This is a genomic window from Streptomyces sp. NPDC048523, from assembly GCF_043199815.1.
Taxonomy (GTDB): domain Bacteria; phylum Actinomycetota; class Actinomycetes; order Streptomycetales; family Streptomycetaceae; genus Streptomyces.
In genome coordinates, this window is record NZ_JBICWQ010000008.1 from 225,894 (window position 1) to 251,950 (window position 26,057).

At 71.4% G+C, this 26,057-nt stretch carries 26 protein-coding genes; 22 read left to right on the top strand and 4 right to left on the bottom strand.

The window, feature by feature from the left end:
- The first annotated feature begins 35 nt into the window (after positions 1-35).
- The 8 genes from ACGFWE_RS35070 (at position 36) to ACGFWE_RS35105 (ending at position 8,655) form a co-directional block, all read left to right on the top strand.
- Positions 36-1,145, top strand: a complete 1,110-nt coding sequence (locus ACGFWE_RS35070) for a quinone-dependent dihydroorotate dehydrogenase (RefSeq protein ID WP_393604117.1) — start codon at positions 36-38, stop codon at positions 1,143-1,145.
- Entirely contained in the window at positions 1,142-1,981 is an 840-nt protein-coding gene (pyrF, locus tag ACGFWE_RS35075; protein ID WP_393604119.1) for an orotidine-5'-phosphate decarboxylase, read from the top strand. The genes ACGFWE_RS35070 and pyrF overlap by 4 nt, the downstream gene beginning before the upstream one ends.
- A 278-nt stretch (positions 1,982-2,259) precedes the next feature.
- Positions 2,260-2,583, top strand: a complete 324-nt coding sequence (locus tag ACGFWE_RS35080; protein ID WP_003977346.1) for an integration host factor — start codon at positions 2,260-2,262, stop codon at positions 2,581-2,583.
- A gap of 59 nt (positions 2,584-2,642) precedes the next feature.
- On the top strand, positions 2,643-3,236 hold the full coding sequence (gene gmk / locus ACGFWE_RS35085) for a guanylate kinase (protein WP_352389961.1): 594 nt from the start codon (positions 2,643-2,645) through the stop codon (positions 3,234-3,236).
- Between the two features lie 65 nt (positions 3,237-3,301).
- Positions 3,302-3,574: a DNA-directed RNA polymerase subunit omega gene (rpoZ, locus tag ACGFWE_RS35090; protein WP_003988945.1), complete on the top strand. Its 273-nt coding sequence runs from the start codon at positions 3,302-3,304 to the stop codon at positions 3,572-3,574.
- Between the two features lie 126 nt (positions 3,575-3,700).
- On the top strand, positions 3,701-4,903 hold the full coding sequence (gene coaBC / locus ACGFWE_RS35095; protein WP_352389960.1) for a bifunctional phosphopantothenoylcysteine decarboxylase/phosphopantothenate--cysteine ligase CoaBC: 1,203 nt from the start codon (positions 3,701-3,703) through the stop codon (positions 4,901-4,903).
- A gap of 240 nt (positions 4,904-5,143) precedes the next feature.
- Complete coding sequence (metK, locus tag ACGFWE_RS35100; protein ID WP_352389959.1) at positions 5,144-6,352, top strand: methionine adenosyltransferase; 1,209 nt, start codon at positions 5,144-5,146, stop codon at positions 6,350-6,352.
- A 140-nt stretch (positions 6,353-6,492) separates the two neighbouring features.
- Positions 6,493-8,655, top strand: a complete 2,163-nt coding sequence (locus ACGFWE_RS35105; RefSeq protein WP_393604122.1) for a primosomal protein N' — start codon at positions 6,493-6,495, stop codon at positions 8,653-8,655.
- A gap of 180 nt (positions 8,656-8,835) precedes the next feature.
- Here the strand turns inward: ACGFWE_RS35105 and ACGFWE_RS35110 are convergent, their stop codons facing one another.
- A complete protein-coding gene (locus ACGFWE_RS35110) occupies positions 8,836-9,387 on the bottom strand; it encodes a hypothetical protein (RefSeq protein WP_352389957.1) in 552 nt (183 codons plus the stop codon).
- A gap of 260 nt (positions 9,388-9,647) precedes the next feature.
- On the opposite strand from ACGFWE_RS35110, the gene fmt reads away from it, so the two are divergent.
- A complete protein-coding gene (fmt, locus tag ACGFWE_RS35115) occupies positions 9,648-10,580 on the top strand; it encodes a methionyl-tRNA formyltransferase (RefSeq protein ID WP_352389956.1) in 933 nt (310 codons plus the stop codon).
- Positions 10,581-10,910: 330 nt separating this feature from the next.
- Entirely contained in the window at positions 10,911-12,329 is a 1,419-nt protein-coding gene (locus ACGFWE_RS35120) for a transcription antitermination factor NusB (protein ID WP_352389955.1), read from the top strand.
- Between the two features lie 18 nt (positions 12,330-12,347).
- Here the strand turns inward: ACGFWE_RS35120 and ACGFWE_RS35125 are convergent, their stop codons facing one another.
- Complete coding sequence (locus ACGFWE_RS35125) at positions 12,348-14,504, bottom strand: MMPL family transporter (protein ID WP_393604123.1); 2,157 nt, start codon at positions 14,502-14,504, stop codon at positions 12,348-12,350.
- Between the two features lie 134 nt (positions 14,505-14,638).
- Here ACGFWE_RS35125 and rpe point away from each other — a divergent pair, with 134 nt between their 5' ends.
- From rpe to ACGFWE_RS35170, 9 genes are all read left to right on the top strand, one after another.
- Positions 14,639-15,325: a ribulose-phosphate 3-epimerase gene (gene rpe, locus ACGFWE_RS35130; RefSeq protein ID WP_393604124.1), complete on the top strand. Its 687-nt coding sequence runs from the start codon at positions 14,639-14,641 to the stop codon at positions 15,323-15,325.
- 78 nt (positions 15,326-15,403) lie between these two features.
- The gene (locus ACGFWE_RS35135; RefSeq protein WP_393604125.1) at positions 15,404-16,447 is read left to right on the top strand and encodes a sugar-binding transcriptional regulator; all 1,044 of its coding nucleotides are present in this window, start codon (positions 15,404-15,406) and stop codon (positions 16,445-16,447) included.
- A 39-nt stretch (positions 16,448-16,486) separates the two neighbouring features.
- Complete coding sequence (locus ACGFWE_RS35140) at positions 16,487-16,855, top strand: ribonuclease domain-containing protein (protein ID WP_393604126.1); 369 nt, start codon at positions 16,487-16,489, stop codon at positions 16,853-16,855.
- On the top strand, positions 16,852-17,160 hold the full coding sequence (locus ACGFWE_RS35145) for a barstar family protein (RefSeq protein ID WP_393604127.1): 309 nt from the start codon (positions 16,852-16,854) through the stop codon (positions 17,158-17,160). Before ACGFWE_RS35140 ends, ACGFWE_RS35145 begins: the two co-directional genes overlap by 4 nt.
- Positions 17,161-17,292: 132 nt before the next feature.
- Entirely contained in the window at positions 17,293-18,735 is a 1,443-nt protein-coding gene (locus tag ACGFWE_RS35150) for a GuaB1 family IMP dehydrogenase-related protein (RefSeq protein WP_393604217.1), read from the top strand.
- Positions 18,736-18,807: 72 nt separating this feature from the next.
- Complete coding sequence (locus ACGFWE_RS35155) at positions 18,808-19,323, top strand: GNAT family N-acetyltransferase (protein ID WP_393604128.1); 516 nt, start codon at positions 18,808-18,810, stop codon at positions 19,321-19,323.
- A gap of 15 nt (positions 19,324-19,338) precedes the next feature.
- Positions 19,339-19,725: a hypothetical protein gene (locus ACGFWE_RS35160; protein WP_393604129.1), complete on the top strand. Its 387-nt coding sequence runs from the start codon at positions 19,339-19,341 to the stop codon at positions 19,723-19,725.
- Between the two features lie 157 nt (positions 19,726-19,882).
- Complete coding sequence (locus ACGFWE_RS35165) at positions 19,883-21,340, top strand: amino acid permease (protein WP_393604130.1); 1,458 nt, start codon at positions 19,883-19,885, stop codon at positions 21,338-21,340.
- A 10-nt stretch (positions 21,341-21,350) separates the two neighbouring features.
- Positions 21,351-21,803, top strand: coding sequence for an Lrp/AsnC family transcriptional regulator (locus tag ACGFWE_RS35170; RefSeq protein ID WP_007380661.1), 453 nt, complete (start codon positions 21,351-21,353; stop codon positions 21,801-21,803).
- Here ACGFWE_RS35170 and ACGFWE_RS35175 read toward each other — a convergent pair.
- The gene (locus ACGFWE_RS35175) at positions 21,796-22,254 is read right to left on the bottom strand and encodes a hypothetical protein (RefSeq protein WP_393604132.1); all 459 of its coding nucleotides are present in this window, start codon (positions 22,252-22,254) and stop codon (positions 21,796-21,798) included. The genes ACGFWE_RS35170 and ACGFWE_RS35175 overlap by 8 nt on opposite strands.
- An 11-nt stretch (positions 22,255-22,265) precedes the next feature.
- The gene (locus tag ACGFWE_RS35180; RefSeq protein WP_393604134.1) at positions 22,266-23,006 is read right to left on the bottom strand and encodes a GntR family transcriptional regulator; all 741 of its coding nucleotides are present in this window, start codon (positions 23,004-23,006) and stop codon (positions 22,266-22,268) included.
- A gap of 211 nt (positions 23,007-23,217) precedes the next feature.
- Between ACGFWE_RS35180 and ACGFWE_RS35185 the strand changes: the two genes are divergently transcribed.
- Genes ACGFWE_RS35185 through ACGFWE_RS35195 form a run of 3 tightly spaced genes read left to right on the top strand, consistent with a single transcriptional unit; the run spans position 23,218 to position 26,056 of the window.
- Positions 23,218-24,363, top strand: a complete 1,146-nt coding sequence (locus tag ACGFWE_RS35185) for an ABC transporter substrate-binding protein (RefSeq protein ID WP_393604136.1) — start codon at positions 23,218-23,220, stop codon at positions 24,361-24,363.
- The gene (locus ACGFWE_RS35190; RefSeq protein ID WP_352389942.1) at positions 24,360-25,256 is read left to right on the top strand and encodes an ABC transporter permease subunit; all 897 of its coding nucleotides are present in this window, start codon (positions 24,360-24,362) and stop codon (positions 25,254-25,256) included. The genes ACGFWE_RS35185 and ACGFWE_RS35190 overlap by 4 nt, the downstream gene beginning before the upstream one ends.
- Complete coding sequence (locus ACGFWE_RS35195; protein WP_352389941.1) at positions 25,244-26,056, top strand: ABC transporter permease subunit; 813 nt, start codon at positions 25,244-25,246, stop codon at positions 26,054-26,056. The genes ACGFWE_RS35190 and ACGFWE_RS35195 overlap by 13 nt, the downstream gene beginning before the upstream one ends.
- Position 26,057: the final 1 nt, after the last annotated feature.

Here is a 26,057-nt window from a genome sequence, read left to right on the forward strand (position 1 = left end):
ACCGGAAACGGTGTCCCCCTCTTGGTGAGGACACCATGTACAAGATCTTCTTCAATCTCGTCTTCAAGCGCCTGGACCCCGAGCAGGCCCATCACCTGGCCTTCCGGTGGATCCGCCTCGCCGTCCGCGTCCCCGTGCTGCGCACCTTCCTCGCGGCCGCTCTCGCACCCCGCCACAAGGAGCTGCGCACCGAGGCCTTCGGGCTGCGCATGCACGGCCCCTTCGGTCTCGCCGCGGGCTTCGACAAGAACGCGGTCGCGATCGACGGCATGGCGATGCTGGGCTTCGACCACATCGAGATCGGCACGGTGACGGGGGAGGCCCAGCCCGGCAACCCCAGAAAGCGGCTGTTCCGCCTCGTGCCGGACCGCGCGCTCATCAACCGCATGGGCTTCAACAACGAGGGCTCGCTGGCCGTGGCGGCCCGTCTGGCGTCCCGTGAGCCGGTCTTCAAGACCGTCGTGGGCGTCAACATCGGCAAGACCAAGGTCGTCCCCGAGGCCGAGGCGGTCGGCGACTACGTGAAGTCGGCCGAGCGCCTCGCGCCCTTCGCGGACTACCTCGTCGTGAACGTGTCGTCGCCCAACACACCCGGCCTGCGCAACCTCCAGGCCACGGAGGCGCTGCGTCCGCTCCTGACCGCCGTCCGCGAGGCCGCCGACCGTATCGTCGCGCACCGGCATGTCCCGCTCCTGGTGAAGATCGCGCCCGACCTGGCCGACGAGGACGTCGACGCGGTCGCCGACCTGGCCGTCGAGCTCGGGCTGGACGGCATCATCGCCACCAACACCACCATCGCGCGCGAGGGACTCGGTCTGACCTCCGGACCCGCCCTGGTGAACGAGACGGGCGGCCTCTCCGGGGCACCCCTGAAGCAGCGCTCCCTGGAGGTCCTCAGGCGCCTGTACGCGCGCGTGGGCGACCGGATCACCCTGGTGGGCGTCGGGGGCGTGGAGAACGCCGAGGACGCCTGGCAGCGCATCCTGGCGGGCGCCACGCTGGTCCAGGGGTACAGCGCCTTCGTCTACGAGGGCCCCTTCTGGGCCCGTGCCATTCACAAGGGCCTCGCCGCGCGCCTGCGCACCAGCCCGTACGCCACTCTCGCCGACGCGGTCGGCGCCGACGTGAGAAAGGTCACGGCATGACCGAGCCCTTCGGCGCGCGCCTGCGCCGTGCCATGGACGAACGCGGCCCGCTGTGCGTGGGGATCGACCCGCACGCCTCCCTGCTCTCCGAGTGGGGCCTGGACGACGACGTGGCCGGTCTGGAGCGGTTCAGCCGCACGGTCGTCGAGGCGCTGTCCGACCGGGTCGCCGTGTTCAAGCCCCAGAGCGCGTTCTTCGAGCGCTTCGGCTCGCGGGGCGTCGCCGTCCTGGAGAAGACCGTCCAGGAGGCCCGTGCGGCCGGTGCGCTGGTCCTCATGGACGCCAAGCGCGGTGACATCGGCTCGACCATGGCCGCGTACGCCGAGGCCTTCCTGCGCGAGGACTCCCCGCTGTTCTCGGACGCGCTGACCGTCTCGCCGTACCTCGGCTACGGCTCGCTCTCGCCGGCCATCGCGCTGGCCCGCGAGAGCGGCGCGGGTCTGTTCGTGCTCGCCCTCACCTCCAATCCGGAGGGCGGCGAGGTCCAGCACGCCGTCCGCGCGGACGGCCGGAACGTCGGCGCGACCATGCTGGGCCACCTGGCCGCCGAGAACATCGGCGAGGAGCCCCTGGGGTCCTTCGGCGCCGTCGTGGGGGCCACACTGGGCGATCTGTCGTCGTACGACCTCGACATCAACGGTCCGCTCCTCGCGCCCGGCGTCGGCGCCCAGGGGGCCACCCCGGCCGATCTCCCCCGGGTGTTCGGGGCGGCGATCCGCAATGTGGTCCCGAACGTGAGCCGGGGACTGCTGCGGCACGGCCCCGGCGCCGGAGCTCTGCGGGCCTCCGCCGATCGGTTCGCGCAGGAGATCCGAGCCGCGCAGCCGCCCGCGTGACGTCTTTCGAACCCCACGTTCGAGTCCTCGACGAGGGGTTCGTGGCCCGCTTGAGTCTGAATACATCCTCAAATCCGGGGCAGTATGTCTGAAATGTCCGGCCTGACGGAGGCTGACCAGGACTTTTCCGCTGTTCTCGCTGACTCTGGCGGACTTGGCCGCTAGTCTCCGACGCAGAGTCAACGGGCGAGCGTGTTGCTCGTGGCTCCCCAGGTGTGGGGCGACTAGGTTCCTCACCGGTCCGTATCCGACAGTTCGACATCCGAGGTGACGTAGGCGTGGCTCTTCCGCCCCTTACCCCTGAACAGCGCGCAGCCGCGCTCGAAAAGGCCGCCGCGGCTCGCCGGGAGCGGGCCGAGGTCAAGAATCGACTCAAGCACTCCGGCGCCTCTCTCCACGAGGTCATCAAGCAGGGCCAGGAGAACGACGTCATCGGGAAGATGAAGGTCTCGGCCCTGCTCGAGTCCCTGCCGGGCGTGGGCAAGGTCCGCGCCAAGCAGATCATGGAGCGGCTCGGCATCTCCGAGAGCCGCCGGGTGCGCGGTCTCGGCTCCAACCAGATCGCTTCTCTGGAGCGTGAGTTCGGCAGCACCGGTTCCTGAACCGGGTCACTCCGGGAAGGGAGTCCCGGGCACTCCGGGATTGCTGGAATAATCGCTGCATGGCTGCAACATTCCGGGGGACGACCCCCGAGCCCCCGGACGTACGTCCGCGGCTGACCGTGCTCTCCGGCCCCTCGGGGGTCGGCAAGAGCACGGTCGTCGCCCATATGCGCAAGGAACACCCCGAGGTCTGGCTCTCGGTGTCGGCGACGACCCGCAGGCCCCGCCCCGGCGAGAAGCACGGCGTCCAGTACTTCTTCGTCACCGACGAGGAGATGGACAAGCTGATCGCCAACGGCGAGCTGCTGGAGTGGGCGGAGTTCGCCGGCAACCGCTACGGCACGCCGCGTGCGGCCGTGCTGGAGCGGCTGGAGGCGGGCGAGCCCGTCCTCCTGGAGATCGACCTCCAGGGGGCCCGGCAGGTCCGTGAGTCCATGACGGACGCCCAGCTGGTGTTCCTGGCTCCTCCCTCCTGGGAGGAGCTCGTGCGCAGGCTCACCGGGCGGGGCACCGAGCCGCCCGAGGTGATCGAGCGCCGACTGGACGCGGCGAAGATCGAACTGGCCGCTGAACCCGAGTTCGATGTGACCTTGGTCAACACCTCCGTCGAGGACGTGGCGCGCGAGCTGCTAGCCTTGATGGATGTTGTGTGATCGTGCCTGCTCACTGAGGCTTGATCATTCGCACTGATTCTTTCCCATCCATCGGAAGGTAGAGCGTGTCCTCTTCCATCTCCGCGCCCGAGGGCATCATCAACCCGCCGATCGACGAGCTCCTCGAGGCAACCGACTCGAAGTACAGCCTCGTGATCTACGCGGCCAAGCGGGCCCGCCAGATCAACGCGTACTACTCGCAGCTCGGCGAGGGCCTGCTTGAGTACGTCGGTCCGCTGGTGGACACCCACGTCCACGAGAAGCCGCTCTCGATCGCCCTCCGCGAGATCAACGCGGGTCTGCTGACGTCCGAGGCCGTCGAGGGTCCGGCGCAGTAGTAGTACTTTCAGCTTTTCGCTGACTTATCCACAGGCCCGGCAGCGCGACTGTCGGGCCTGTGGTGTGTGATGGACCCGTACGTCGCACTCGTACGTTGCCGAGCCGATCAGAGACGGGGAGAGACGGTGGACAAGCCGAAGGTCGTGCTGGGGGTCAGCGGCGGCATCGCCGCGTACAAGGCCTGCGAGCTGCTGAGAAGGCTCACGGAGTCCGGCCACGACGTCCGCGTCGTCCCCACCGCCTCCGCGCTGCACTTCGTGGGCGCCGCCACCTGGTCCGCCCTGTCCGGCCACCCGGTCTCCACCGAGGTCTGGGACGACGTCCACGAGGTCCCGCACGTCCGCATCGGGCAGCACGCCGACCTCGTGGTCGTGGCCCCGGCCACCGCCGACATGCTCGCCAAGGCGGCCCACGGCCTGGCGGACGACCTGCTCACCAACACCCTCCTGACAGCCCGCTGCCCGGTCGTCTTCGCGCCCGCCATGCACACCGAGATGTGGGAGCACCCGGCCACCCAGGAGAACGTGGCGACCCTGCGCCGCCGCGGCGCCCTCGTGATCGAACCGGCCGTCGGCCGGCTGACCGGCGTCGACACCGGCAAGGGCCGGCTGCCGGACCCCGCCGAGATCTTCGAGGTCTGCCGTCGTGTACTGGCCCGCGGTGTCACCGAGCCCGACCTCGAGGGCCGGCACGTCGTCGTCAGCGCCGGCGGCACCCGCGAGCCCCTCGACCCGGTCCGCTTCCTCGGTAACCGCTCCTCCGGCAAGCAGGGGTACGCCCTCGCCCGCACCGCCGCCGCGCGGGGCGCCCGGGTGACGCTGATCGCGGCGAACACCGGCATCCCGGACCCGGCCGGCGTGGACGTCGTCCCCGTGGGTACGGCTGTGCAGCTGCGCGAGGCGGTTCTGAAGGCGGCGGCCGACGCCGACGCGGTCGTCATGGCGGCGGCGGTCGCGGACTTCCGGCCGCAGACGTACGCGGCCGGAAAGATCAAGAAGAAGGACGGCCGGGACCCCGACCCCATCGTCCTGGTGCGGAATCCGGACATCCTCGCCGAGATCTCGGCCGAGCGCGCCCGCCCCGGCCAGGTGATCGTCGGATTCGCCGCGGAGACCGACGACGTGCTGGCCAACGGCCGTACGAAACTGGAGCGCAAGGGCTGCGACCTCCTCGTCGTCAACGAGGTGGGCGAGCGCAAGACCTTCGGGTCGGAGGAGAACGAGGCGGTGGTTCTGGGCGCCGACGGCAGCGAGACTCCCATACCGCACGGCCCGAAGGAGTTTTTGGCCGAAACCGTCTGGGACCTGGTGGCGCGGCGGCTGAGCTGAATGTTTCATTCGCTTTTCGATCCCCAGGAACCTCCGCAGTACAGGCGTGGCGCCCCTGGCCAAGTCCGCTCCGAATTGGGCACAATGCCCGTGCCGCAGGTCACAGCCCTCCCGAGAGGCGAGACAGGGGGGCCGGTGGCCGAGCACGACCGATAAACTGTTCTCGGACTGTGCCGGGCGCAGCCCCCGAGCCCGTCCGCCAATGATCAGCCAGCAGCCGCTGCAACCCCAGGGAGCGTTGTGTCCCGTCGTCTGTTCACCTCGGAGTCCGTCACCGAGGGCCACCCCGACAAGATCGCTGACCAGATCAGTGACACCATCCTCGACGCGCTCCTCAAGGAGGACCCGACCTCCCGGGTCGCGGTCGAGACCCTGATCACCACCGGTCTGGTGCACGTGGCCGGTGAGGTCACCACCAAGACCTACGCGCCGATCGCCCAGCTGGTCCGCGACAAGATTCTGGAGATCGGATACGACTCCTCCAAGAAGGGCTTCGACGGCGCCTCCTGCGGTGTCTCGGTGTCGATCGGCGCACAGTCCCCGGACATCGCCCAGGGCGTCGACACCGCCTACGAGAACCGGGTCGAGGGCGACGAGGACGAGCTGGACCGCCAGGGCGCGGGCGACCAGGGTCTGATGTTCGGCTACGCGACGGACGAGACGCCCACGCTGATGCCGCTGCCGATCTTCCTGGCGCACCGGCTGGCCAAGCGCCTGTCCGAGGTCCGCAAGAACGGCACCATCCCCTACCTGCGCCCGGACGGCAAGACGCAGGTCACCATCGAGTACGACGGCGACAAGGCCGTCCGGCTCGACACGGTCGTGGTCTCCTCGCAGCACGCGTCCGACATCGACCTGGACTCCCTGCTGGCCCCCGACATCCGCGAGTTCGTCGTGGAGCCGGAGCTCAAGGCGCTCCTGGACGAGGGCATCAAGCTGGACACGGACAGCTACCGCCTCCTGGTCAACCCCACCGGCCGCTTCGAGATCGGCGGCCCGATGGGCGACGCCGGCCTGACCGGCCGCAAGATCATCATCGACACGTACGGCGGCATGGCCCGCCACGGCGGCGGCGCCTTCTCCGGCAAGGACCCCTCCAAGGTGGACCGCTCGGCGGCGTACGCGATGCGCTGGGTCGCCAAGAACGTCGTCGCCGCGGGTCTCGCCTCGCGCTGCGAGGTCCAGGTCGCGTACGCCATCGGCAAGGCCGAGCCCGTGGGTCTGTTCGTCGAGACCTTCGGCACCGCGAAGATCGACGCGGACAAGATCGAGAAGGCGATCGACGAGGTCTTCGACCTCCGTCCGGCCGCCATCATCCGCGACCTCGACCTGCTGCGCCCGATCTACTCCCTGACGGCGGCGTACGGCCACTTCGGCCGTGAGCTCCCGGAGTTCACGTGGGAGAAGACGGACCGCGTGGAGGCGTTGCGGAAGGCCGCGGGCCTGTAGGTCCGTCAGCCCGCTGCGGTGTGCCGCGAGGCCCGGTGTCCCTCTGGGGCGCCGGGCCTCGGCGTTTCCGGGGCCCGATCGTCCGGCCGAGCGAGTTCGAGCGGCGCCGGTTGTCAGTGGGGTTTGGTAAGAATGCAAGCGTGAGCAGCGAGAACGGGTCGGTGGACGGCGGCGCAGAGGGAGCGCAGCCCGAGCAGCTTGCGCTCATTCGGGAGAGTGTGCGCAAGGCCAAGGTGCCCCGGGCCAAGCCGCGGACCTGGCGGGGGGCCGCGCTGGCCAGGGAGCTGCCGGTCGCGCGGGTGCTGGTCGACAAGGGGGTGCTGCACCTCGACCGGTACTTCGACTACGCCGTGCCCGAGGAGCTCGACGCGGACGCGCAGCCGGGGGTGCGGGTGCGGGTGCGGTTCGGCGCCGGGCGCGGGCGGGTGCGAGACGGGCGGCGTGAGGGCGGGGGGCTGATCGGCGGGTTTCTGATCGAGCGGCTCGCCGAGTCGGACTACTCCGGGCCGCTGGCGGCGCTCGCCCAGGTCGTCTCGCCCGAGCCGGTGCTCGGCGAGGAGCTGCTGGGGCTCGCCCGGGCCGTCGCCGACCGGTATGCGGGCAGTCTCGCCGATGTGCTCCAGCTCGCCGTGCCGCCGCGTAGCGCCCGCGCCGAGCAGCGGCCTTCGCCCGAGCCGCTGCCGCCGCCCGCCGCGCCGGAGACGGGGTCCTGGGAGCGGTACGAGCGCGGCGGCGCGTTCCTGGAGTCGCTGGCCTCGGGCGGCGCGCCGCGCGCGGTGTGGAACGCCCTGCCGGGCCCGCAGTGGAGTGAGGAGCTGGCCCGGGCCGTTGCCGCGACCCTGGCCTCGGGGCGGGGGGCGCTCGTCGTCGTGCCGGACGGCCGAGCCGTCGCGCGCGTCGATGCCGCGCTGACCTCGGTGCTGGGGGAGGGGCGGCATGCCGTCCTGACCGCCGATGCCGGGCCCGAGAAACGGTATCGGGAGTGGCTGGCCGTGCGGCGGGGGGCCGTGCGGGCCGTGGTCGGGACGCGGGCCGCCATGTTCGCCCCGGTGCGGGACCTGGGGCTCGTCGCTCTCTGGGACGACGGCGACGACAGTCACAGTGAGCCGCACGCCCCGCAGCCGCACGCGCGCGAGGTGTTGTTGTTGCGGGCCGCACTGGACAAGTGCGGTTTCCTGCTGGGCGGTTGGAGCTGCACCGTGGAGGCCGCGCAGCTCGTGGAGAGCGGGTGGGCCCGGCCGCTGGTGGCCTCGCGGGAACAGGTGCGGGCGGTCGCCCCGCTGGTGCGGACGGTCGGGGACCAGGATCTCGCGCGGGACGAGGCGGCGCGGGCGGCCCGGCTGCCGACGCTCGCCTGGCAGGCCGTCAGGGAGGGTTTGCGGCACGGGCCGGTGCTCGTCCAGGTGCCGCGGCGGGGGTATGTGCCGCGGATGGCCTGCGCCAACTGCCGGGCACCCGCGCGGTGTCGGCACTGCGCCGGACCGTTGGAGGGGCAGGAGTCCGGGGCGGCGCTGCGGTGCGGGTGGTGCGGGCGCGAGGAGGGGGCCTGGCACTGTGCGGAGTGCGGGGGGTTCCGGCTGCGGGCGCAGGTGGTGGGGGCCCGGCGTACCGCGGAGGAGTTGGGCCGGGCCTTTCCGGCTGTTCCGGTGCGCACGTCCGGGCGTGAGCACGTGCTGGACACCGTGCCCGGGGCGCCGGCGCTGGTGGTGAGTACGCCGGGGGCGGAGCCGGTCGCCGAGGGCGGGTACGCGGCGGCGCTGTTGCTGGACGGCTGGGCCATGCTCGGGCGGCCTGACCTGCGGGCCGGGGAGGACGCGCTGCGGCGCTGGATCGCGGCGTCGGCGCTGGTGCGGCCGCAGGAGGCCGGGGGCACGGTGGTGGTGGTCGCCGAACCCACGCTGAGGCCGGTGCAGGCGTTGGTGCGCTGGGACCCGGTGGGGCATGCGGTGCGGGAGCTGGGGGAGCGGGCCGAATTGGGATTTCCGCCGGTGTCGCGGATGGCCGCGGTGTCGGGGACCGGGGAGGCCCTCGCCGAGTTTCTCGCGGCTCTGGAACTTCCGGGTGAGGCGGAGGTGCTGGGACCTGTGCCCTTGCCGGTGACGGTGGCGGGGGGGCCTCGGCGGGTGGGGGCGCCGCCGGCCGGGGAGCGGTGGGAGCGGGTGCTCGTCCGGGTTCCGCCGGGGAAGGGGGGCGCGTTGGCGGCCTCGCTCAAGGCCGCGCAGGCTTCGCGGATGGCTCGCGGTGGGGGGAGCGGGGGTGAGGGGGCGGTCTGGGTGCGGATCGATCCGCCTGACATCGGGTGACGGATGCGGGTGGGCGCGGGGTGTGGAAGGGCGGCCGGACTGTTTCGCGGTCGGCAGGGGCTACGCGATGTCGGCTCACCGCCGGGACACGGCCGTATCCACCATGGCGGCCGCAGCCGGCGAGAGCGGACATGCGTCTGCCCTCCCGGTCGTGGGGTGGGAGGGCAGAGAGGGGACGGGTCAGCCGTTGCGGGGGCCGGGGAAGGCTGTGGGCCTTGCCTCCTCGCGGAGGGTGGGGCTGCCCGCGGTGGGCTGGGTGGGCATGGAACGGGCCGCGGGGACCGTGGGCACCGACGGCACCGTGGGGATACCGGTGTTGACGCTGACCGTGCGGGTCCCCGACGTCTCCGTGGCGCGCTCGGCGTCGGCTGTCGCCTGGGCCGCGGCGCGGCGGGCGCCGTAACGACGGTGGACCGCCTGCTTGGTGACGCCGAGGGCGGAGCCCACCGCGTCCCACGAGAAGCCGAGCGAGCGGTCGAAGTCGACCGCGGCCGTCACCAGGGTCTCGACGCTGTCCCGCAGTTCCTGTGCGAGCCGGACCGTGGGAGCGGGGGCGCGTCCGTAGACGACGAAGCCCGTGGAGGGACCGGAGCGGCGCGGGCGGTAGACGTTGCCCAGCTGAGCGGTCAGGGTGCGCAGTGCGTCCACCTGCCGGCGGACCCGCTCGATGTCCCGCACCAGCAAGTGCAGGCTGGCCCGAGCCTGGGCGTCGTGGGTTGCGTGGTCGGCCATGAACAAGCCTCTCGAACCGGCGTTGAAAAGGATGAGGCCGCGATCGCGGCCCGTTGTGGTCAACTCTTTCTTGACCAACGCGTTTACGCTCCGCTGGTCACGCAGTGGGGGCGTACAGGCATATGCGTGCGCCGGGGGCGGGTGGCTCGCGCCTTGGCCGGGGAGCGCGTGCCAGGCCCTACGCGGCCATGCGGCGGTCGAGCCCCGCCATAGACTTGTGCGTTGCCCGTCGTCATCCGTCCGAGAGGCCCTGCCCACTCATGAAGCTCGTCTTCGCCGGTACCCCCGAGGTCGCCGTTCCCGCTCTGGACGCTCTCATCGCCTCCGGGCGGCACGAGGTCGCCGCCGTCGTCACGCGGCCGGACGCGCCGGCCGGGCGGGGGCGCAGGCTGGTCTCGAGCCCGGTCGCGCAGCGGGCCGAGGAGGCGGGCATCGAGGTGCTGAAGCCCGTCAAGCCGCGGGATCCGGAGTTCCTCGAGCGGCTTCGCGAGATCGCCCCGGACTGCTGCCCCGTCGTCGCCTACGGCGCCCTCCTGCCGCGCGTCGCCCTCGACATCCCCGCGCACGGCTGGGTCAACCTGCACTTCTCGCTGCTGCCGGCCTGGCGTGGGGCCGCCCCTGTACAGCACGCCATCATGGCGGGGGACGAGATCACGGGTGCCTCGACCTTCCTCATCGAGGAGGGGCTGGACTCCGGGCCCGTCTACGGCACCGTCACCGAGGAGATCCGGCACACCGACACCAGCGGTGACCTGCTGACCCGGCTCGCCTTCGCCGGCGCGGGGCTGCTCGCCGCGACCATGGACGGCATCGCGGACGGCACGCTGAAGGCCGTACCGCAGCCGTCCGAGGGCATCACCGTCGCGCCGAAGATCACCGTCGAGGACGCGCGGGTCGACTGGACCGCGCCCGCGCTGCGGGTGGACCGTGTCGTGCGCGGGTGTCACCCGTCGCCCGGTGCCTGGACGACCTTCCGCGGCGAGCGGCTCAAGCTCATCCAGGTCCAGCCGGTTCCCGACCGTACGGATCTCGCCCCCGGCGCGCTCTCGGTCGGCAAGAACAGCGTCCACGTCGGTACCGGGTCGCATGGCCTGGAGCTGCTGTGGGTGCAGGCCCAGGGCAAGAAGCCGATGAAGGCCGCGGACTGGGCACGGGGCGTGAGGATCTCCGACGGGGAGACCGTCGGCGAGTGAGGCGGGGCCGGTCGGGCGGTGGCGCTGTCGGCCGGTGCGGGGCTTTCCGGGGTGCCTGTGCGGTCGCCAGGGTGCATATGAGGGCGGTCGGTGTGGTGGTGGTTGTCAGGGCGCCGCTGTGTCGGGCTCGTCGTGCGGGCGGTGGTCGCGGGTCCGGTCGTCCGCGTGAGCACGAGGTGAGACGGTGCGGTGCGTCGGATCGGCCGTGCCGCGTCTCCGGCGAGTGACGCCCCGCTCCCGGGATCACCCGGCCCCCTCGAAGGGTCACGTGGTTCTCGGCGGACGTACCCTTGGGGCGTATCCAGACCTTGAACCCGGAGCACCTTTTTCGTGAGCGACCAGCCCCGTCGGCCCCACAAGCCCGGCAAGCCCTACCGTCGGCCCCAGAAGGACCCCGTCCGCTTCCTCGCCTTCGAGGCGCTGCGGGCCGTGGACGAGCGGGACGCGTACGCCAACCTCGTCCTGCCGCCGCTGCTCAGGAAGGCACGGGAGAAGGGCGGCTTCGAGGCGCGGGACGCCGCCCTCGCCACCGAGCTCGTGTACGGGACGCTGCGCCGGCAGGGGACGTACGACGCGATCATCGCGGAGTGCGTGGACCGGCCGCTGCGCGAGGTCGATCCGCCGGTGCTCGACGTCCTGAGCCTCGGGGCGCATCAGCTGCTCGGGACGCGCATCCCGACGCACGCGGCCGTGTCCGCCTCCGTCGAGCTCGCGCGGGTCGTGCTCGGGGACGGACGGGCCAAGTTCGTCAACGCCGTGCTGCGGAAGATCGCGCAGGACGACCTCGACGGGTGGATCGCCAAGGTCGCTCCGCCCTACGACGACGATCCCGAGGACCATCTCGCCGTCGTCCACTCCCACCCCCGCTGGGTGGTCTCCGCGCTGTGGGACTCCCTCGGCGGCGGGCGGGCGGGCATCGAGCGGCTGCTGGAGGCCGACAACGAACGGCCGGAGGTGACCCTCGTCGCCCGGCCGGGGCGGTCCACCACCGAGGAACTGCTGCGCGAGGAGTCGGCCGTGGCGGGGCGCTGGTCGCCGTACGCCGTACGGCTGTCCGAGGGCGGTGAGCCCGGGGCCGTCGACGCGGTACGGGAGGGCCGGGCCGGCGTGCAGGACGAGGGCAGTCAGCTCGTCGCTGTGGCGCTGGCGAACGCGCCTCTCGACGGGCGGGACGAGAAGTGGCTCGACGGGTGTGCGGGACCCGGCGGCAAGGCCGCGCTGCTCGCCGCGCTCGCCGCCGAGCGCGGGGCCGCGCTGCTCGCCTCCGAGAAGCAGCCGCACCGGGCCGGGCTCGTCGCCAGGGCGCTCGCCGGAAATCCCGGGCCGTACCAGGTCATCGCCGCCGACGGGACCCGGCCGCCGTGGCAGCCGGGGAGTTTCGACCGGGTCCTGATGGACGTGCCGTGCACGGGGCTCGGCGCGCTGCGGCGGCGCCCGGAGGCCCGGTGGCGGCGTCGGCCCGAGGACCTGGAGGGGTTCGGGCCCTTGCAGCGGGCGCTGTTGAGCACCGCGATGGACTCCGTCCGGGTGGGCGGGGTCGTCGGGTACGCGACCTGTTCGCCTCATCTCGCGGAGACGCGGGCCGTTGTCGAGGACGTGCTCAAGCAGTGGCCGGCCGCCGAGCTTGTCGATGCCCGGCCGTTGTTCCCCGGCGTGCCGGAGCTGGGGGAGGGGCCGGACGTTCAGTTGTGGCCGCATGTGCACGGGACCGATGCGATGTACATGGCGGTCATCCGCAGGACAGGATGATCCAGAGGACAGGATGATCTAGTCGCGCGTCTGCGGCGCCGTCGTGGCCGGTCGCGCAGTTCCCCGCGCCCCTGGGTGGGTCTCCTCCTCCCTGGACAGGCTGTGGGGCCACCACACCTTCGGCCCCACGTCCAGGAACAGGGACGTGACCAGCACCGACCGCACGATGAACGTGTCCAGCAGGACGCCCAGCGCCACCGTGAAGCCGATCTCCGCGAAGGCGACCATCGGGAGGGTGCCGAGAGCGGCGAAGGTGCCGGCCAGGACCAGACCGGCGGAGGTGATGACCGCACCGGTCGCGGCCAGACCCGTGACCACGCCCGCGCGGGTGCCCCCGTGGGCCGTCTCCTCGCGGATGCGGGTGGTCAGGAAGATGTTGTAGTCGATGCCGAGTGCCACCAGGAAGACGAACACGAACAGCGGGAAGTCCGTGGCCTCGCCCGCGTAGTCGAACAGGTGGCGGAAGGCCAGGGCGCTGATGCCCAGGGCCGCCGCGAAGGACAGGATCACCGTCCCGATCAGCAGCAGCGGGGCGATCAGGGCGCGCAGCAGGGCGCACAGGATCAGCATCACCACGACCAGCACCAGCGGGATGATCAGCTTGTTGTCGTGCGTGGTCGCCCGGTCCATGTCGAGCAGGGCGGCCGTACCGCCGCCGACCTGGGCGTCGGCGTCCGGGACGGCGTGGACGGCGTCCCGGACCCGTTCCACCGTCTGTTTCGCGGCCTCGCTGTCGGACGGGGCGGTCATCGTCGCCTCGAAGAGGACCTTGCCCTCGTGCGACGGTTTCGTGCCCGGTGGCAGGCCCAGGGACTCTGGCACGACTCCCCGGGTTCCCGCGACCGCCTCGCCGACCTGGCGTGCCTGGGCCTGGTTGCTGACGACGACCAGGGGATCGCCGCTGCCCGCGGGGAAGTACTTCGCGGACACCTCCTGGCCGGTGATCGAGTCCGGTTTCCCGGTGAACGCGTCCGCGTTGCTGATGCCTTCGGCGCGCAGCTGGATCAGGCCGAGCGAGCAGATCACGAGGGCCGCGGCCGTGGCGCTCCAGACCATCCGGGGGCGGAGGGCCATACGGCGGCCGGCGCGGGCCCAGAGCCCGGTGTCGATGCGGTCGGGGTCGCCGAAGCGCGGGATCGCCGGCCAGAACATCCAGCGGCCGAAGATCACCAGCAGGGCCGGGAACAGGGTCATCATCGCCAGCAGGGCGACCGCGACACCGATCGCGGCGACCGGGCCGAGGCCCCGGGTCGAGTTCATCTCGGCGGTCAGCAGGACCAGCATGCTCAGGACGACGGTCGCACCGGAGGCGAGCACGGCCGGGCCCGCACGGTGCAGGGCGCGGGCCATCGCCTCGTGGCGGTCCTCGTGGTGGTGCAGTTCCTCGCGGTAGCGGGCGACCAGCAACAGGGCATAGTCGGTCCCCGCGCCGAAGACGAGCACGGTCAGAATGCCCGCGCTCTGGCCGTTGACGGTCAGTCCCGCATGCTGGGCGAGCAGGTAGATGAAGGCCTGCGCGGTGAACAGCGCGGCGACCACGGAGAGCAGGGGGACCAGGAGCAGAGTGGGGCTGCGGAAGGTGATGAGCAGCATGACGATGACGACGGCCATCGCCGACAGCAGCAGAGTCGAGTCGATGCCCTCGAAGGCCTCGGAGAAGTCCGCGGAGGTGCCGCCCGGGCCGGTGATGTGCACGGCGAGGCCGTCGCCGCCCTCGCCCACGACGTCACGGATCGAGTCGACGGCGGGCGAGATCTCCTCCCAGCCCTTCTCGTCCATGGTGATCGGGACGATGATCTGGGCCGCGCGCGGGTTGCCCTGCCGGTCGTAGACCGGGCCCCGGGTCTCCGAGCCGCGGATGCCGTGTGCCGTGAGCCGCTTGATCTCGGCCGCGTCCTCGGCGATCGTGGCCCGCTCCTGGGGCGTGAGACCGCTGTCGCGCGCGTAGACGACGACCGCGGGGATCTGTTCCGGCCTGAAGTCCTCGGAGATCTGCAGGACCTGGGTCGACTCCGCGGAGCCGGGCAGCCAGGAGGCCGCGTCGTTGTCCTGGGCGTCGGTGAGCTTGGAGGCGAGGGGCGCCGTCAGGAAGAGCACCACCAGCCACAGGGCCAGCACCAGCCACTTGGCACGGCGTCCGCAGACGAGATGCGCGATGCCCCGATTTCCGCTCATGGCCACCCCCGGTGCCATCTGTCGAGCCGACCGGCCGCCCAGCATGACACGCGCGGCCCGTTCACAACATCGGATGAACGGCTGAGGTCTGGACCGGCGCGCCCGTTCGCCCCCGGGCATGGGAGGCTTGGGGCATGGCCGCGCAGATCAACCCCAGCATCCTGTCCGCCGACTTCGCCCGCCTCGCGGACGAGGCGAAGGCGGTCGAGGGAGCCGACTGGCTCCATGTCGACGTCATGGACAACCATTTCGTTCCCAACCTCACGCTCGGTGTGCCGGTCGTAGAGTCGTTGGCCCGTGCGACGGACACCCCGCTGGACTGCCATCTGATGATCGAGGCCCCCGATCGCTGGGCGCCCCAGTACGTAGAGGCGGGGGCCTCCTCCGTCACCTTCCATGTGGAGGCGGCTGCCGCTCCGGTCCGGCTCGCCCGGGAGATCCGCGCCAAGGGTGCCCGCGCCTCCATGGCGCTGAAGCCCGCGACGCCCATCGAGCCGTACGAGGACCTGCTCCCCGAGCTCGACATGCTGCTGATCATGACGGTGGAGCCCGGTTTCGGGGGTCAGGCCTTCCTCGACATCATGCTCCCCAAGATTCGCCGGACCCGCGAGTTGATCAGCAAGCACGGTCTTGAGCTGTGGGTCCAGGTCGACGGCGGGGTCTCGGCCGCCACCATCGAGCGCTGCGCGGACGCCGGCGCCGACGTCTTCGTCGCCGGGTCGGCGGTGTACGGGGCGTCCGACCCGGCCGAGGCGGTACGTGCACTGCGCAACCAGGCAGAGGGGGCGACCGCGAAGGCCTCGTGGGCGTGCGACCACTGAGCGTCAGGAACGTGAACGGCTCCCATCAGGGCTGATCAAGTGCGCCGGATCTGCAAGGATGAACGGCGAATCCAGAGTGTGAACAGCAGTGAGGAGATCGCCGTGTCGGGTATGTCGGCTGGCCGGTCAGCCATGCGGATGGGACCCGCTGAGCTGGTGCAGGCGGCGGCCATGGCCCGCCGCTTCTACCTCGAGGGCAAATCCAAGATCCAGATCGCGGAGGAGTTCGGCGTCAGCCGCTTCAAGGTGGCCCGGGTCCTGGAGACCGCTCTCGAACGGGATCTCGTGCGGATCGAGATCCGCGTGCCGGCCGAGCTGGACGCCGAGCGCTCCGACGCGCTCCGCGCCCGCTACGGCCTCAGGCACGCCGTCGTGGTCGAGTCCCCAGCCGAGGCCCAGGACTCGCCCGACCCCGAGAACCTGGGAGAAGTGGCCGCCGACCTGCTCGGCGAGCTGGTCGACGAGGGTGCCATCCTGGGCCTGGCCTGGGGCCGTTCCACCATCCACATGGCGGCCGCCCTCGACCGGCTCCCGCCGTGCACGGTGGTGCAGCTGACGGGGGTGTACGACGCCGGGACCGCCGAGCGCGGTTCGGTGGAGGCGGTGCGGCGGGCCGCCCAGGTGTCCGGCGGGGACGCCCACCCCATCTACGCGCCGATGCTGCTGCCGGACGCGGCCACCGCGCAGGCGCTGCGCCACCAGACCGGGATCGCCCGGGCCTTCGAGTACTTCGACAAGGTCACGGTCGCCTGTGTCTCCATCGGCTCCTGGGAGCCGGGCATCTCGACGGTGCACGACATGCTCAGCGACGAGGAGCGGGCCCACTACGCCTCCCTCGGTGTCGCCGCCGAGATGTCCGCGCACCTCTTCGACGCCGAGGGCCGCCGGGTCGGACGGGACCTGGGCGAGCGGTGCATCACCGTCAAGACCGAGCAGCTCCGCCGTATCCCCGAGGTCGTCGCGATCGCGGGCGGCCAGCGGAAGGGGGCCGCGATCGACGCCGTGCTGCGGTCCGGACTCGTCACCAGCCTGGTGACGGACACCTCCGCCGCGGACTACCTGATGACGGCGGGGACGCCGCCGAAGCCGGCGCTCAACAGGGCCGACCCGGACGGGCCCTGACGGACGGTCATGAGGGGCGGCCGTGGCAGCATCGCGTTCATGCTGCTGCGGTTCGTCTCCCGAATGCTTCTGTCCCTGCTGGTCCTGACGGGGTGTTCGGCCACCGACAACGATCCCTCGCGCGGCGGCGGCCTCGCCTCCGTCCAGGAGTCGAAGCTCCCGGCCGAGGCCCGGCAGACCCTCGAACTCATCGACAGGGGCGGTCCGTTCCCCTACGCCAAGGACGGCGCGGTCTTCGGGAACTTCGAGCGGCTGCTGCCCGCGCACCAGCGCGGTTACTACCACGAGTACACCGTCCCGACGCCGGGCTCGCGCGATCGCGGGGCCCGGCGCATCGTCACCGGACAGGGTGGGGAGATCTACTACACCGATGATCACTACGACTCGTTCAGGGCGGTCCTGAGATGACGGCACGGGTGGTCACGCTGGACCTGGACCTGGACGGGGTCGCGGACAAGGCGGGCCTGATGGACCGCTGCGCCCGGGACCTGCGGCTGCCGGACTGGTTCGGCCGCAACTGGGACGCGCTGGCCGACGTCCTCTCCGACCCGGGCCTGTGGTCCGGGGACGGCGTCGACGAGGAGACCGTCGTGGTCGTACGGCACTGGGACCGGTACGCCGCGGCGCGGCCGGACGAGTGGGCGACCGCGCGCGAGGTGTTCTCGCAGGCGTCGGCAGTCACCGTGGCGCTCGCCCTTGGAGGTTCGTCCTAGGGCCCCCGCGGCCGGTCTGGACGATCCGCCCGTGGGTGGCGTTCCGCCCGGCGTGGGAGAATGAAGTACGTGCTCTTTCCCCCTGGCTGACCTGTCCGGGGGCCACCTCTGATCGACTGGGATGTGCAGCACGTGCGTTTCCTCAACGACATCCAGCCCCCGTACGACCTGACCTACGACGACGTCTTCATGGTCCCGAGTCGCAGCGCCGTCGGCTCGCGGCAGGGGGTGGACCTCAGCTCGCCGGACGGCACGGGCACCACGATCCCGCTGGTCGTCGCCAACATGACCGCCATCGCCGGGCGCCGCATGGCCGAGACCGTGGCCCGCCGTGGTGGCCTCGTGGTCATCCCGCAGGACATCCCGATCGAGGTCGTCACCGAGGTCGTCTCCTGGGTGAAGAGCCGCCACCACGTCCTGGACACCCCGATCGTGCTGGCCCCGCACCAGACCGTCGCCGACGCGCTCGCCCTGCTGCCCAAGCGCGCGCACAACGCCGGTGTGGTCGTCGACGAGGCGGGCCGGCCCGTCGGTGTCGTCACCGACCGGGACCTGTCCGGGGTCGACCGTTTCACGCAGCTGAACGAAGTCATGTCGCGCGACCTGGTGCTGCTCGACGCGGACATCGACCCGCGCGAGGCCTTCAACCGCCTCGACGCGGCCAACCGGCGCTACGCCCCCGCCGTGGACCAGGAGGGCCGCCTCGCCGGCATCCTCACCCGCAAGGGCGCCCTGCGCGCCACGCTGTACACGCCCGCCGTCGACGCGCAGGGCAGGCTGCGCATCGCCGCCGCCGTGGGCATCAACGGCGACTTCGCGGAGAAGGCCAAGCAACTGCTCGACGCGGGCGTCGACACGCTCGTCATCGACACCGCGCACGGCCACCAGGAGTCGATGATCACCGCGATCAGGACGGTGCGGGCGCTCGACCCGCAGGTCCCGATCGTGGCCGGCAACATCGTGGCCGCCGAGGGTGTGCGGGACCTGATCGAGGCCGGCGCGGACATCGTCAAGGTCGGTGTGGGCCCCGGTGCCATGTGCACCACCCGCATGATGACCGGTGTCGGCCGGCCGCAGTTCTCGGCGGTCCTGGAGTGCGCGGCCGAGGCGAAGAAGTACGGCAAGCACGTGTGGGCCGACGGCGGTGTCCGGCACCCCCGCGACGTCGCCATGGCGCTGGCCGCCGGCGCGTCCAACGTGATGATCGGCTCGTGGTTCGCGGGCACCTACGAGTCGCCGGGCGACCTCCAGCAGGACGCGAGCGGACGGCTCTACAAGGAGTCCTTCGGCATGGCGTCCGCGCGGGCGGTGCGCAACCGCACGTCGGACGAGTCGGCGTACGACCGGGCCCGCAAGGCGCTGTTCGAGGAGGGCATCTCGACCTCCCGGATGTTCCTCGACCCGGCCCGCCCGGGCGTCGAGGACCTGATCGACTCGATCATCGCGGGCGTCCGCTCCTCCTGCACCTATGCCGGTGCGGGCTCCCTGGAGGAGTTCGCCGAGAAGTCGGTCGTGGGCATCCAGAGCGCGGCCGGCTACGCGGAGGGCAAGCCGCTGCACGCCAGCTGGAGCTGAGTCCGTCCGTGGTGCGGGGCCCCCGCCTGAAAACCGGGGGCCGTCCGCCTTCCCGGTCCGTACGGTCGTCGTATGGAGATCAGCGTCTGCCGGAGCGGCGATGTCGCGCTGCTCGACCGGTACATGGGCTCGCCGGGAGCCACGTCCTTCCACGCCAGGCGGTTCGCGCGGCAGGAGGCGGGGGAGTGCACCTACCTCGTGGCGTGGCTGGACGGGCGGCCCGTGGGGCACACGGAGCTGCGCTGGACCGGGTGTGCGGCGCCGGAGGTCACGTGGGACTGCCCCGAGATCGGCGGCCTCGCGGTCTGGCCCGAGGAGCTGCGCTCGCGGGGGATCGGCACCGAGCTGATCCGGGCCGCCGAGGAACTGGTCCGGGAACGGGGTCTGACGATTGTGGGCATCGGCGCCGGGCAGGACAACCCGCGCGCGGCCGCCCTGTACGCACGGCTCGGCTACCGGCCGGTGACGGACTACCTGGACCGCTACGCGTACGAGGAGCACGACGGCACGACCCGTGAGTGCGTCGACGCCTGCGTGTTCCTCGTTCGAGAAATCGCGTCAGGCAACCTTGACGTCAAGCCCGCTTGACGCGAGCCTGGGGGCATGACGACACCCGAGAGCATCGAGCCGCAGTACACCTTGCTGACCGCCGTCTCCCGGCTCGACGAGCTGCGCATGCGGGAGGCGCTGGGCGGGGCCACGGACGCCCCCGACCGGGCCGAACTGCTCGAACTCCTCGCCCTGAGCGAGGTCGTGGCCCGCAAGGCGTCCTACGGCCGTCAGTTGACCGTGCGCGCGGCCCGCGCGGCCGGCGCCTCCTGGTCGCAGATCGGGGCCGCGACGGGCACCAGCAAACAGGCCGCGTGGGAGGCCCACACACGGTGGATCGACGCCCAGCGGGAGGCGTACGGCAAGCCCGGCCGGATGGGGTTCGACGAGGCGGACGTGGCTGAGGCAAGGGCCGTGGCGGGGGAGCCGGAGGACCGCTGACGGCCACCGGTCGGAGGCGTGCGCAACGAACGCCCGTCCATCGGCCAGGAACGCAACGATCTTGCGAGTGCGTGCAAGGTTGCTGCATTACGACTGTGACGTCCGGGCTCGTAGGGTGCTTCGCTGTACTCACCTGCACCGACGAAGGAGTCAGCGCGTGCTCGACCAAGGCGCACCCCCACAACAGCGCACACCACGGGCCACGGGGCTCGGCGCGCGCCTCATGCGGCGCAAGCCGGTGGAACGCCTGGTGGCGGAGGGCGGTCAGGGCGAGGGAGGAGCCCTCAGGCGCTCCCTCGGACTGTGGCAGCTGACGATGATCAGCATCGGCGCCACCCTCGGCACCGGCATCTTCGTCGTGCTGGGCGAGGCGGTGCCGAAGGCAGGTCCCGCCGTCACCCTCTCCTTCGTGATCGCCGGCCTCACCGCCCTCTTCTCGGCCCTGTCCTACGCCGAGCTCGCCGGCACCATCCCGGTCGCCGGGTCCTCGTACTCGTACGCGTACGCAACCATGGGCGAACTGATCGCCTGGATATGCGGCTGGTGTCTGGTCCTGGAGTACGGCGTCTCGGTCGCCGCCGTGGCCGTCGGCTGGGGCGAGTACCTCAACGAGCTGCTCGACGGGACCATCGGCGTCACCATCCCGGACGCGCTGTCCGCCCCGCCCGGCGACGGCGGCGTCTTCAACCTCCCGGCGCTGATCGTCGTCCTGCTGGCCATGGCCTTCCTGCTGGGCGGCGCCCGCGAGTCGGCCCGCGCCAACACCGTCATGGTGGTCGTGAAGATCGCCGCGCTGGTGCTGTTCTGCGCGATCGGCGTCCAGGGCTTCCGCTCGGGCAACTACGAGCACTTCATGCCGCTCGGGATGGCCGGGGTCAGCGCGGCCGGTGCCACGCTCTTCTTCTCGTACATCGGCTTCGACGCCGCCTCCACGGCCGGTGAGGAGGCGAAGGACGCCCAGCGCGACCTGCCACGCGCGATCATGCTGTCGCTGGTCATCGTGACCGCGCTGTACGTCCTGGTCGCGGCCGTCGCGGTCGGCGCGAAGCCCTGGCGGCACTTCAACGACTCCGAGGCCGCGCTCGCCCAGATCATGCGCGAGGTCACCGGGCAGAGCTTCTGGGGCACCCTGCTGGCGTTCTGCGCGGTCATCGCCATCGCGAGCGTCGTCCTGACCGTCCTCTACGGCCAGACCCGCATCCTCTTCGCGATGTCCCGGGACGGACTGGTGCCGAAGGTGTTCTCCCGGGTCCACCCGAAGACCGGCGCGCCCCGCGCCAACACGGTGATCGTGTCCCTGTTCTGCGGGGTGCTGGCCGCGGCGATCCCGCTCGGCCAGCTGGCCGACGCCACCAGCATCGGCACGCTCTTCGCCTTCGCGCTGGTCAACATCGCCGTCGTGGTGCTGCGCCGGACCAGCCCGGACATGCCCCGGACCTTCCGCGTCCCGCTCTCGCCGGTGTTCCCGGCGCTGGGCTTCGGCTTCTGCGTGTGGATGATGGGCAGCTTGTCCACCGTCACCTGGGTGGTCTTCGGGGTCTGGATGGCCGTCGGGCTCGTGTTCTACTTCGTATACGGCCATCGCCGTTCCCGACTCGCAACACCCGAAGGCTGATCCACCCACCGTGCTGAACGATCTCGACGAACGCATCGTGCACGCCCTCGCCGAGGACGCCCGCCGCTCCTACGCGGACATCGGGCAGATCGTCGGCCTGTCCGCGCCCGCCGTGAAACGGCGCGTGGACCGGCTGCGTGCCACCGGGGCCATCACCGGATTCACCGTACGCGTGGACCCGGCGGCCCTCGGCTGGGAGACCGAGGGGTTCGTCGAGATCTACTGCCGGCGCAACACCTCCCCGGAGACCATCCAGCGGGGCCTGGAGCGCTACCAGGAGGTCGTGGCCGCCTCCACCGTCACCGGCGAGGCGGACGCGGTCGTGCAGGTCTTCGCCTCCGACATGCGGCACTTCGAACGCGTCCTGGAGCGGATCGCGGGCGAGCCGTTCGTGGAGCGCACCAAGTCGGTCCTGGTCCTTTCCCCGCTGCTGCGCCGCTTCTCCTCGGGCTCGCCTACCTGACGTGTTCGGCGCGGCGACGGACCGCCGCGAGGAGCCGCCGTACGGAGATCGCGTGCCCGCGCGTACCGATCACGAGCAGCCGGTAGAGGGTGCCGACCGGCCCGGGGAACCGTGCCCGGGTCTCGGCCCGCAGCCGGGTGAGACCGGGACCGGTCTCGTCGAGGCGGAAGACCAGGGCGTACGTCGAGAAGTAGTGGCGGCCCACCAGGACGAGCTCCCGGCCCGGGTCGGCGGACCGCACATGGAAGCCGGGGTAGACCGAGCCCTTTGCCATGGGGCGCGGTCCGGCCGGCGTGCGGTCCGGGCAGCCCACCAGGCGGGCGTACCCGGCGAAGCGTCCCTCGGAGAAGGAGCGGTCCAGAACCTCGCCGATGCTCTGCCACACGGCGTGGGCGTCCGCAGCCACGATCTGCGTGTGCACGTCCACGTGCGGGAGGCCGGTGATCTCCATGAGGGTCCCCTTCAGTCGGCCGTCTTCCTGGCCAGCGCGTTGTTGCCTATCGAGTTGTGCACGCTGAAACTCACCGCGTCCGAACGGTAGCGGTCGTCCGACCACTCGACCGGGCGGCCCTCCCGGGTGGTGGTCACCCGGCGGACCCGCAGGAGCGGACTCGTGCGGCGGACTCCCAGCAGCTCCGCGTCCCGCGCCCCCGCAGCCACCGCGTCGATGACGTGCTCCCCGTAGGCGAAGATCAACCCCGTCTCGTCGTACAGGCGTTGAGTGACCGAGGGGCACTCGGGCTCGATGGCCTCGACGGTCGGGGAGATCCAGTCGGCGTACACCGTCCGCTCCAGCAACACCGGTTCGCCGTCCAGGCCGCGCACCCTGAGGACGTGCAACACCGGTGTACCGACGGCCAGTTGGAGGCGTATCGAGTCCTCCTTGGAGGCCGGCCGGGACTCCTGCGCCACCACACGGCCCGTCGCCCGACGCCCCATCGCCCGCGCCCACTCCGCGAAGCTCCGCAGTTCGGCGAAGCTCTGGCTGCGGCGGCTGGTCAGCACCACCCGGCGGGCGCCCTGGCGGGAGCCGATGAGGCCCTCGGCCGTGAGCGCCGCCACCGCCTGGCGGACCGTGCCGCGCGAGACGCCGTAGTGCGCCGCGAGCTCCGTCTCGGCGGGCAGCAGACTGCCGACGGTGTACTCCTCGCGGTCGATCGCCCGGCGCAGTTCGTCGGCGATCTCCTCGTGTCGCGCCCCCATGCTTCCCCTCTGAGTCGGTCGCTGTGCACAGCGTGACCAGCGTAGTCCACATCCCCGGCGGCTCGGAGAAGCCCTGACTGTGCGGGAATTCAGGGGTCATCGTTTCGCCAGTGTTTACCGCCAGGACACCAGCGGCGGCCTTACTGAGGCCAACTTGTTCAGACAAGTTCTCTCCGTTTGGCTCCACCCTCGCGCGTCCCCTGGAGAAGCCGTGACCGTGTCCCTGCCGAGAACAGCCGCCCTCGGTGTTCTCGCCGCACTCGCCCTGAGCGCCTGCGGCGCCGCCCCCGACAACGCGTCGACCACCGCCGACGGCAAGAACGCCGCCACCGCCACCTCCGCCGCCGACTTCGGGGGCCTCGCCGCACTCGAGAAGGCGGCGAAGAAGGAGGGCACGCTCAACGCCATCGCGCTGCCCCGCGACTGGGCCAACTACGGCGCCCTCATCGACGGCTTCCGGAAGAAGTACGGCATCAAGGTCGCCGTCGAGAATCCCGACGGCTCCAGCCAGGACGAGATCAACGCCGTGACCTCGCGCAAGGGCCAGACCCGGGCGCCCGACGTGCTCGACCTCGGCAGCTCCTTCGCGATCAGCGCCGCCCAGCAGGGCCTGCTCGCGCCGTACAAGGTGGCGTCGTACGGCGACATCCCGACCGGGCAGAAGGACCCGCAGGCCCGCTGGTACAACGACTACGGCGGCTACATCTCCATCGGCTGCGACGCCAAGCGGGTCAAGACCTGCCCCACCACCTTCGCCGACCTGCTCAAGCCCCAGTACAAGGGCCAGGTCGCCCTCAACGGCAACCCCACCAAGTCCGGTTCGGCCTTCGGCGGCGTCTACGCGGCCGCGCTGGCGAACGGTGGCTCCTTCGACGACATCCAGCCCGGCCTGGACTTCTTCGCCAAGCTGAAGAAGAACGGCAACTACACGCCCGTCGAGTCCACCCCGGCCACCGTCGAGAAGGGCGAGACGCCGATCAGCATCGACTGGGACTACCTGAACGCCGGGTACGCCGACGAGTTCAAGTCCAAGGGCGTCGACTGGAAGGTCACGGTCCCGAGCGACGGCCAGTTCTCGCAGTACTACTCCCAGGCCGTCAACAAGGGCGCCCCGCACCCGGCGGCCGCCCGCCTGTGGCAGGAGTACCTCTACAGCGCCGAGGGCCAGAACCTCTGGCTCAAGGGATACGCCCGTCCAGCCCTGATGACCGCCATGGAGAAGGCCGGCACCCTCGACAAGGCCGCCGCGGCCAAGCTGCCCGCGGTCTCCGGAACGCCCAAGTTCCCGACCGAGGCCCAGCAGGACAAGGCCAAGACGGTCCTCGGACAGGGCTGGGCGAAGGCCGTCTCCGGATGACGGCCACCGCCGTACGGGTGGACACGGCGCCCGCCGCTCGCGCGAAGCGGCGGCGCCGGTCCCTCGGCTGGGTCGCGGTCGTCCCGCTGCTCGCGTTCGTCGCGGTCGCCTTCGGGCTCCCCGCGATCGCCATGCTCAACGGCGCGTTCACCGCCAAGGACCAGGCCACCGGGGCGACTTCGTACACTCTCGACAACCTGACGGCCTCCCTGAAGGGCGCGTATCTCACCGCGCTGCTCGGCAGCGTGAAGCTGTCGGCCGTGTCCGCCGCCCTCGCCACCCTGGTCGGACTGCCGCTCGCCCAGGCCGTGGTGACCTCCCGCTTCCGCGCCCTGCGCGAGGCCGTGCTCACCGCGTCCGGGGTCCTCGCCAACTTCGGCGGCGTGCCGCTGGCCTTCGCCTTCGTCGCCACGCTCGGCAACGCCGGTGTCCTGACCCGGCAGTTCGGCCTCACCGACAAGGGCTGGGACCTCTACAGCTTCTGGGGCCTGGTCATCGTCTACCTGTACTTCCTGATCCCCCTCATGGTTCTCACGATCACCCCGGCCCTCGACGGGCTGCGCGTCCAGTGGCGCGAGGCCGCGCAGAACAACGGGGCAACGGGCGTGCAGTACTGGCGGTTCGTCGCCCTGCCCGTCCTGCTGCCCACGCTCCTCGGCGGGTTCGTGCTGCTCTTCGGCAGCGCCTTCGCCGCCTACGCCACCGCCGCCGCGATGGTGGGCAGCTCCATCCCGCTCGTCACCCTCCAGATCGCCGACGCCATCTCCGGCAACGTGCTGGTCGGCCAGGAGAACGTGGCGCTCGCCCTCAGCCTCGACATGGTCCTGGTCGCGGGCCTGGTCATGGCCGTGTACCTGCCCCTGCAGCGGAGGAGTGCGCGATGGCTCGCCTGAACCTGTGGCGGTGGGGTGTGCTCGGCCTCGCAGGCCTGTACTTCCTGGTGCCGCTGGCCGCCTCCGTCGTCTTCACCGTCGACGTGCCCGGCCAGGGCATCACCTTCGACGCCTACACCCAGATCTTCTCCACCGACGGCTTCGTCTCCAGCCTGCTGCTCTCGCTGGAGCTGGCCCTCGCCACCATCGCGGTCGTCCTGCTGCTGATGGTGCCCGCCATGGTCGCGCTGCGGCTCGGCGCGCCCCGGCTGCGGCCTCTCGTCGAGGTGGTGTGCTCGCTGCCGCTGGTCGTCCCGCCGATCGCGTTCGTCGCCGGCATCGGCACGGTCCTCAAGTGGGGCCCCGACCACCTCTCCCGCACCCCCCTGTTCGAGACCTTCGTGGCCATCCAGAACCCCGACTTCCCGTTCATCCTGGTCCTGGCCTACGTCGTCATGGCGTTGCCCTTCGTCTACCGGGCCCTGGACGCGGGGCTGCGCGCGATCGACGTCCGCACCCTCGTCGAGGCCGCTCGCAGCTGCGGTGCCGGCTGGCCGCAGGCCCTCGTCCGGGCCGTCCTGCCCAACCTGCGCGGCGCCCTGCTCAACGCCTCCTTCCTCACCCTGGCCCTGGTGCTCGGCGAGTTCACCGTGGCCCAGCTGCTGGGCTTCCAGCCCTTCGCCGTGTGGATCGTCAACGTCAGCGGCTCGCAGGCCCAGTTGTCCGTCGCCGTGTCCGTGCTCAGCCTGCTCGTGACGTGGGTGCTGCTCCTCGTCCTGGCCGGCTTCGGCGGCCGTACCCGCACTACCTCCCGGGGATGAC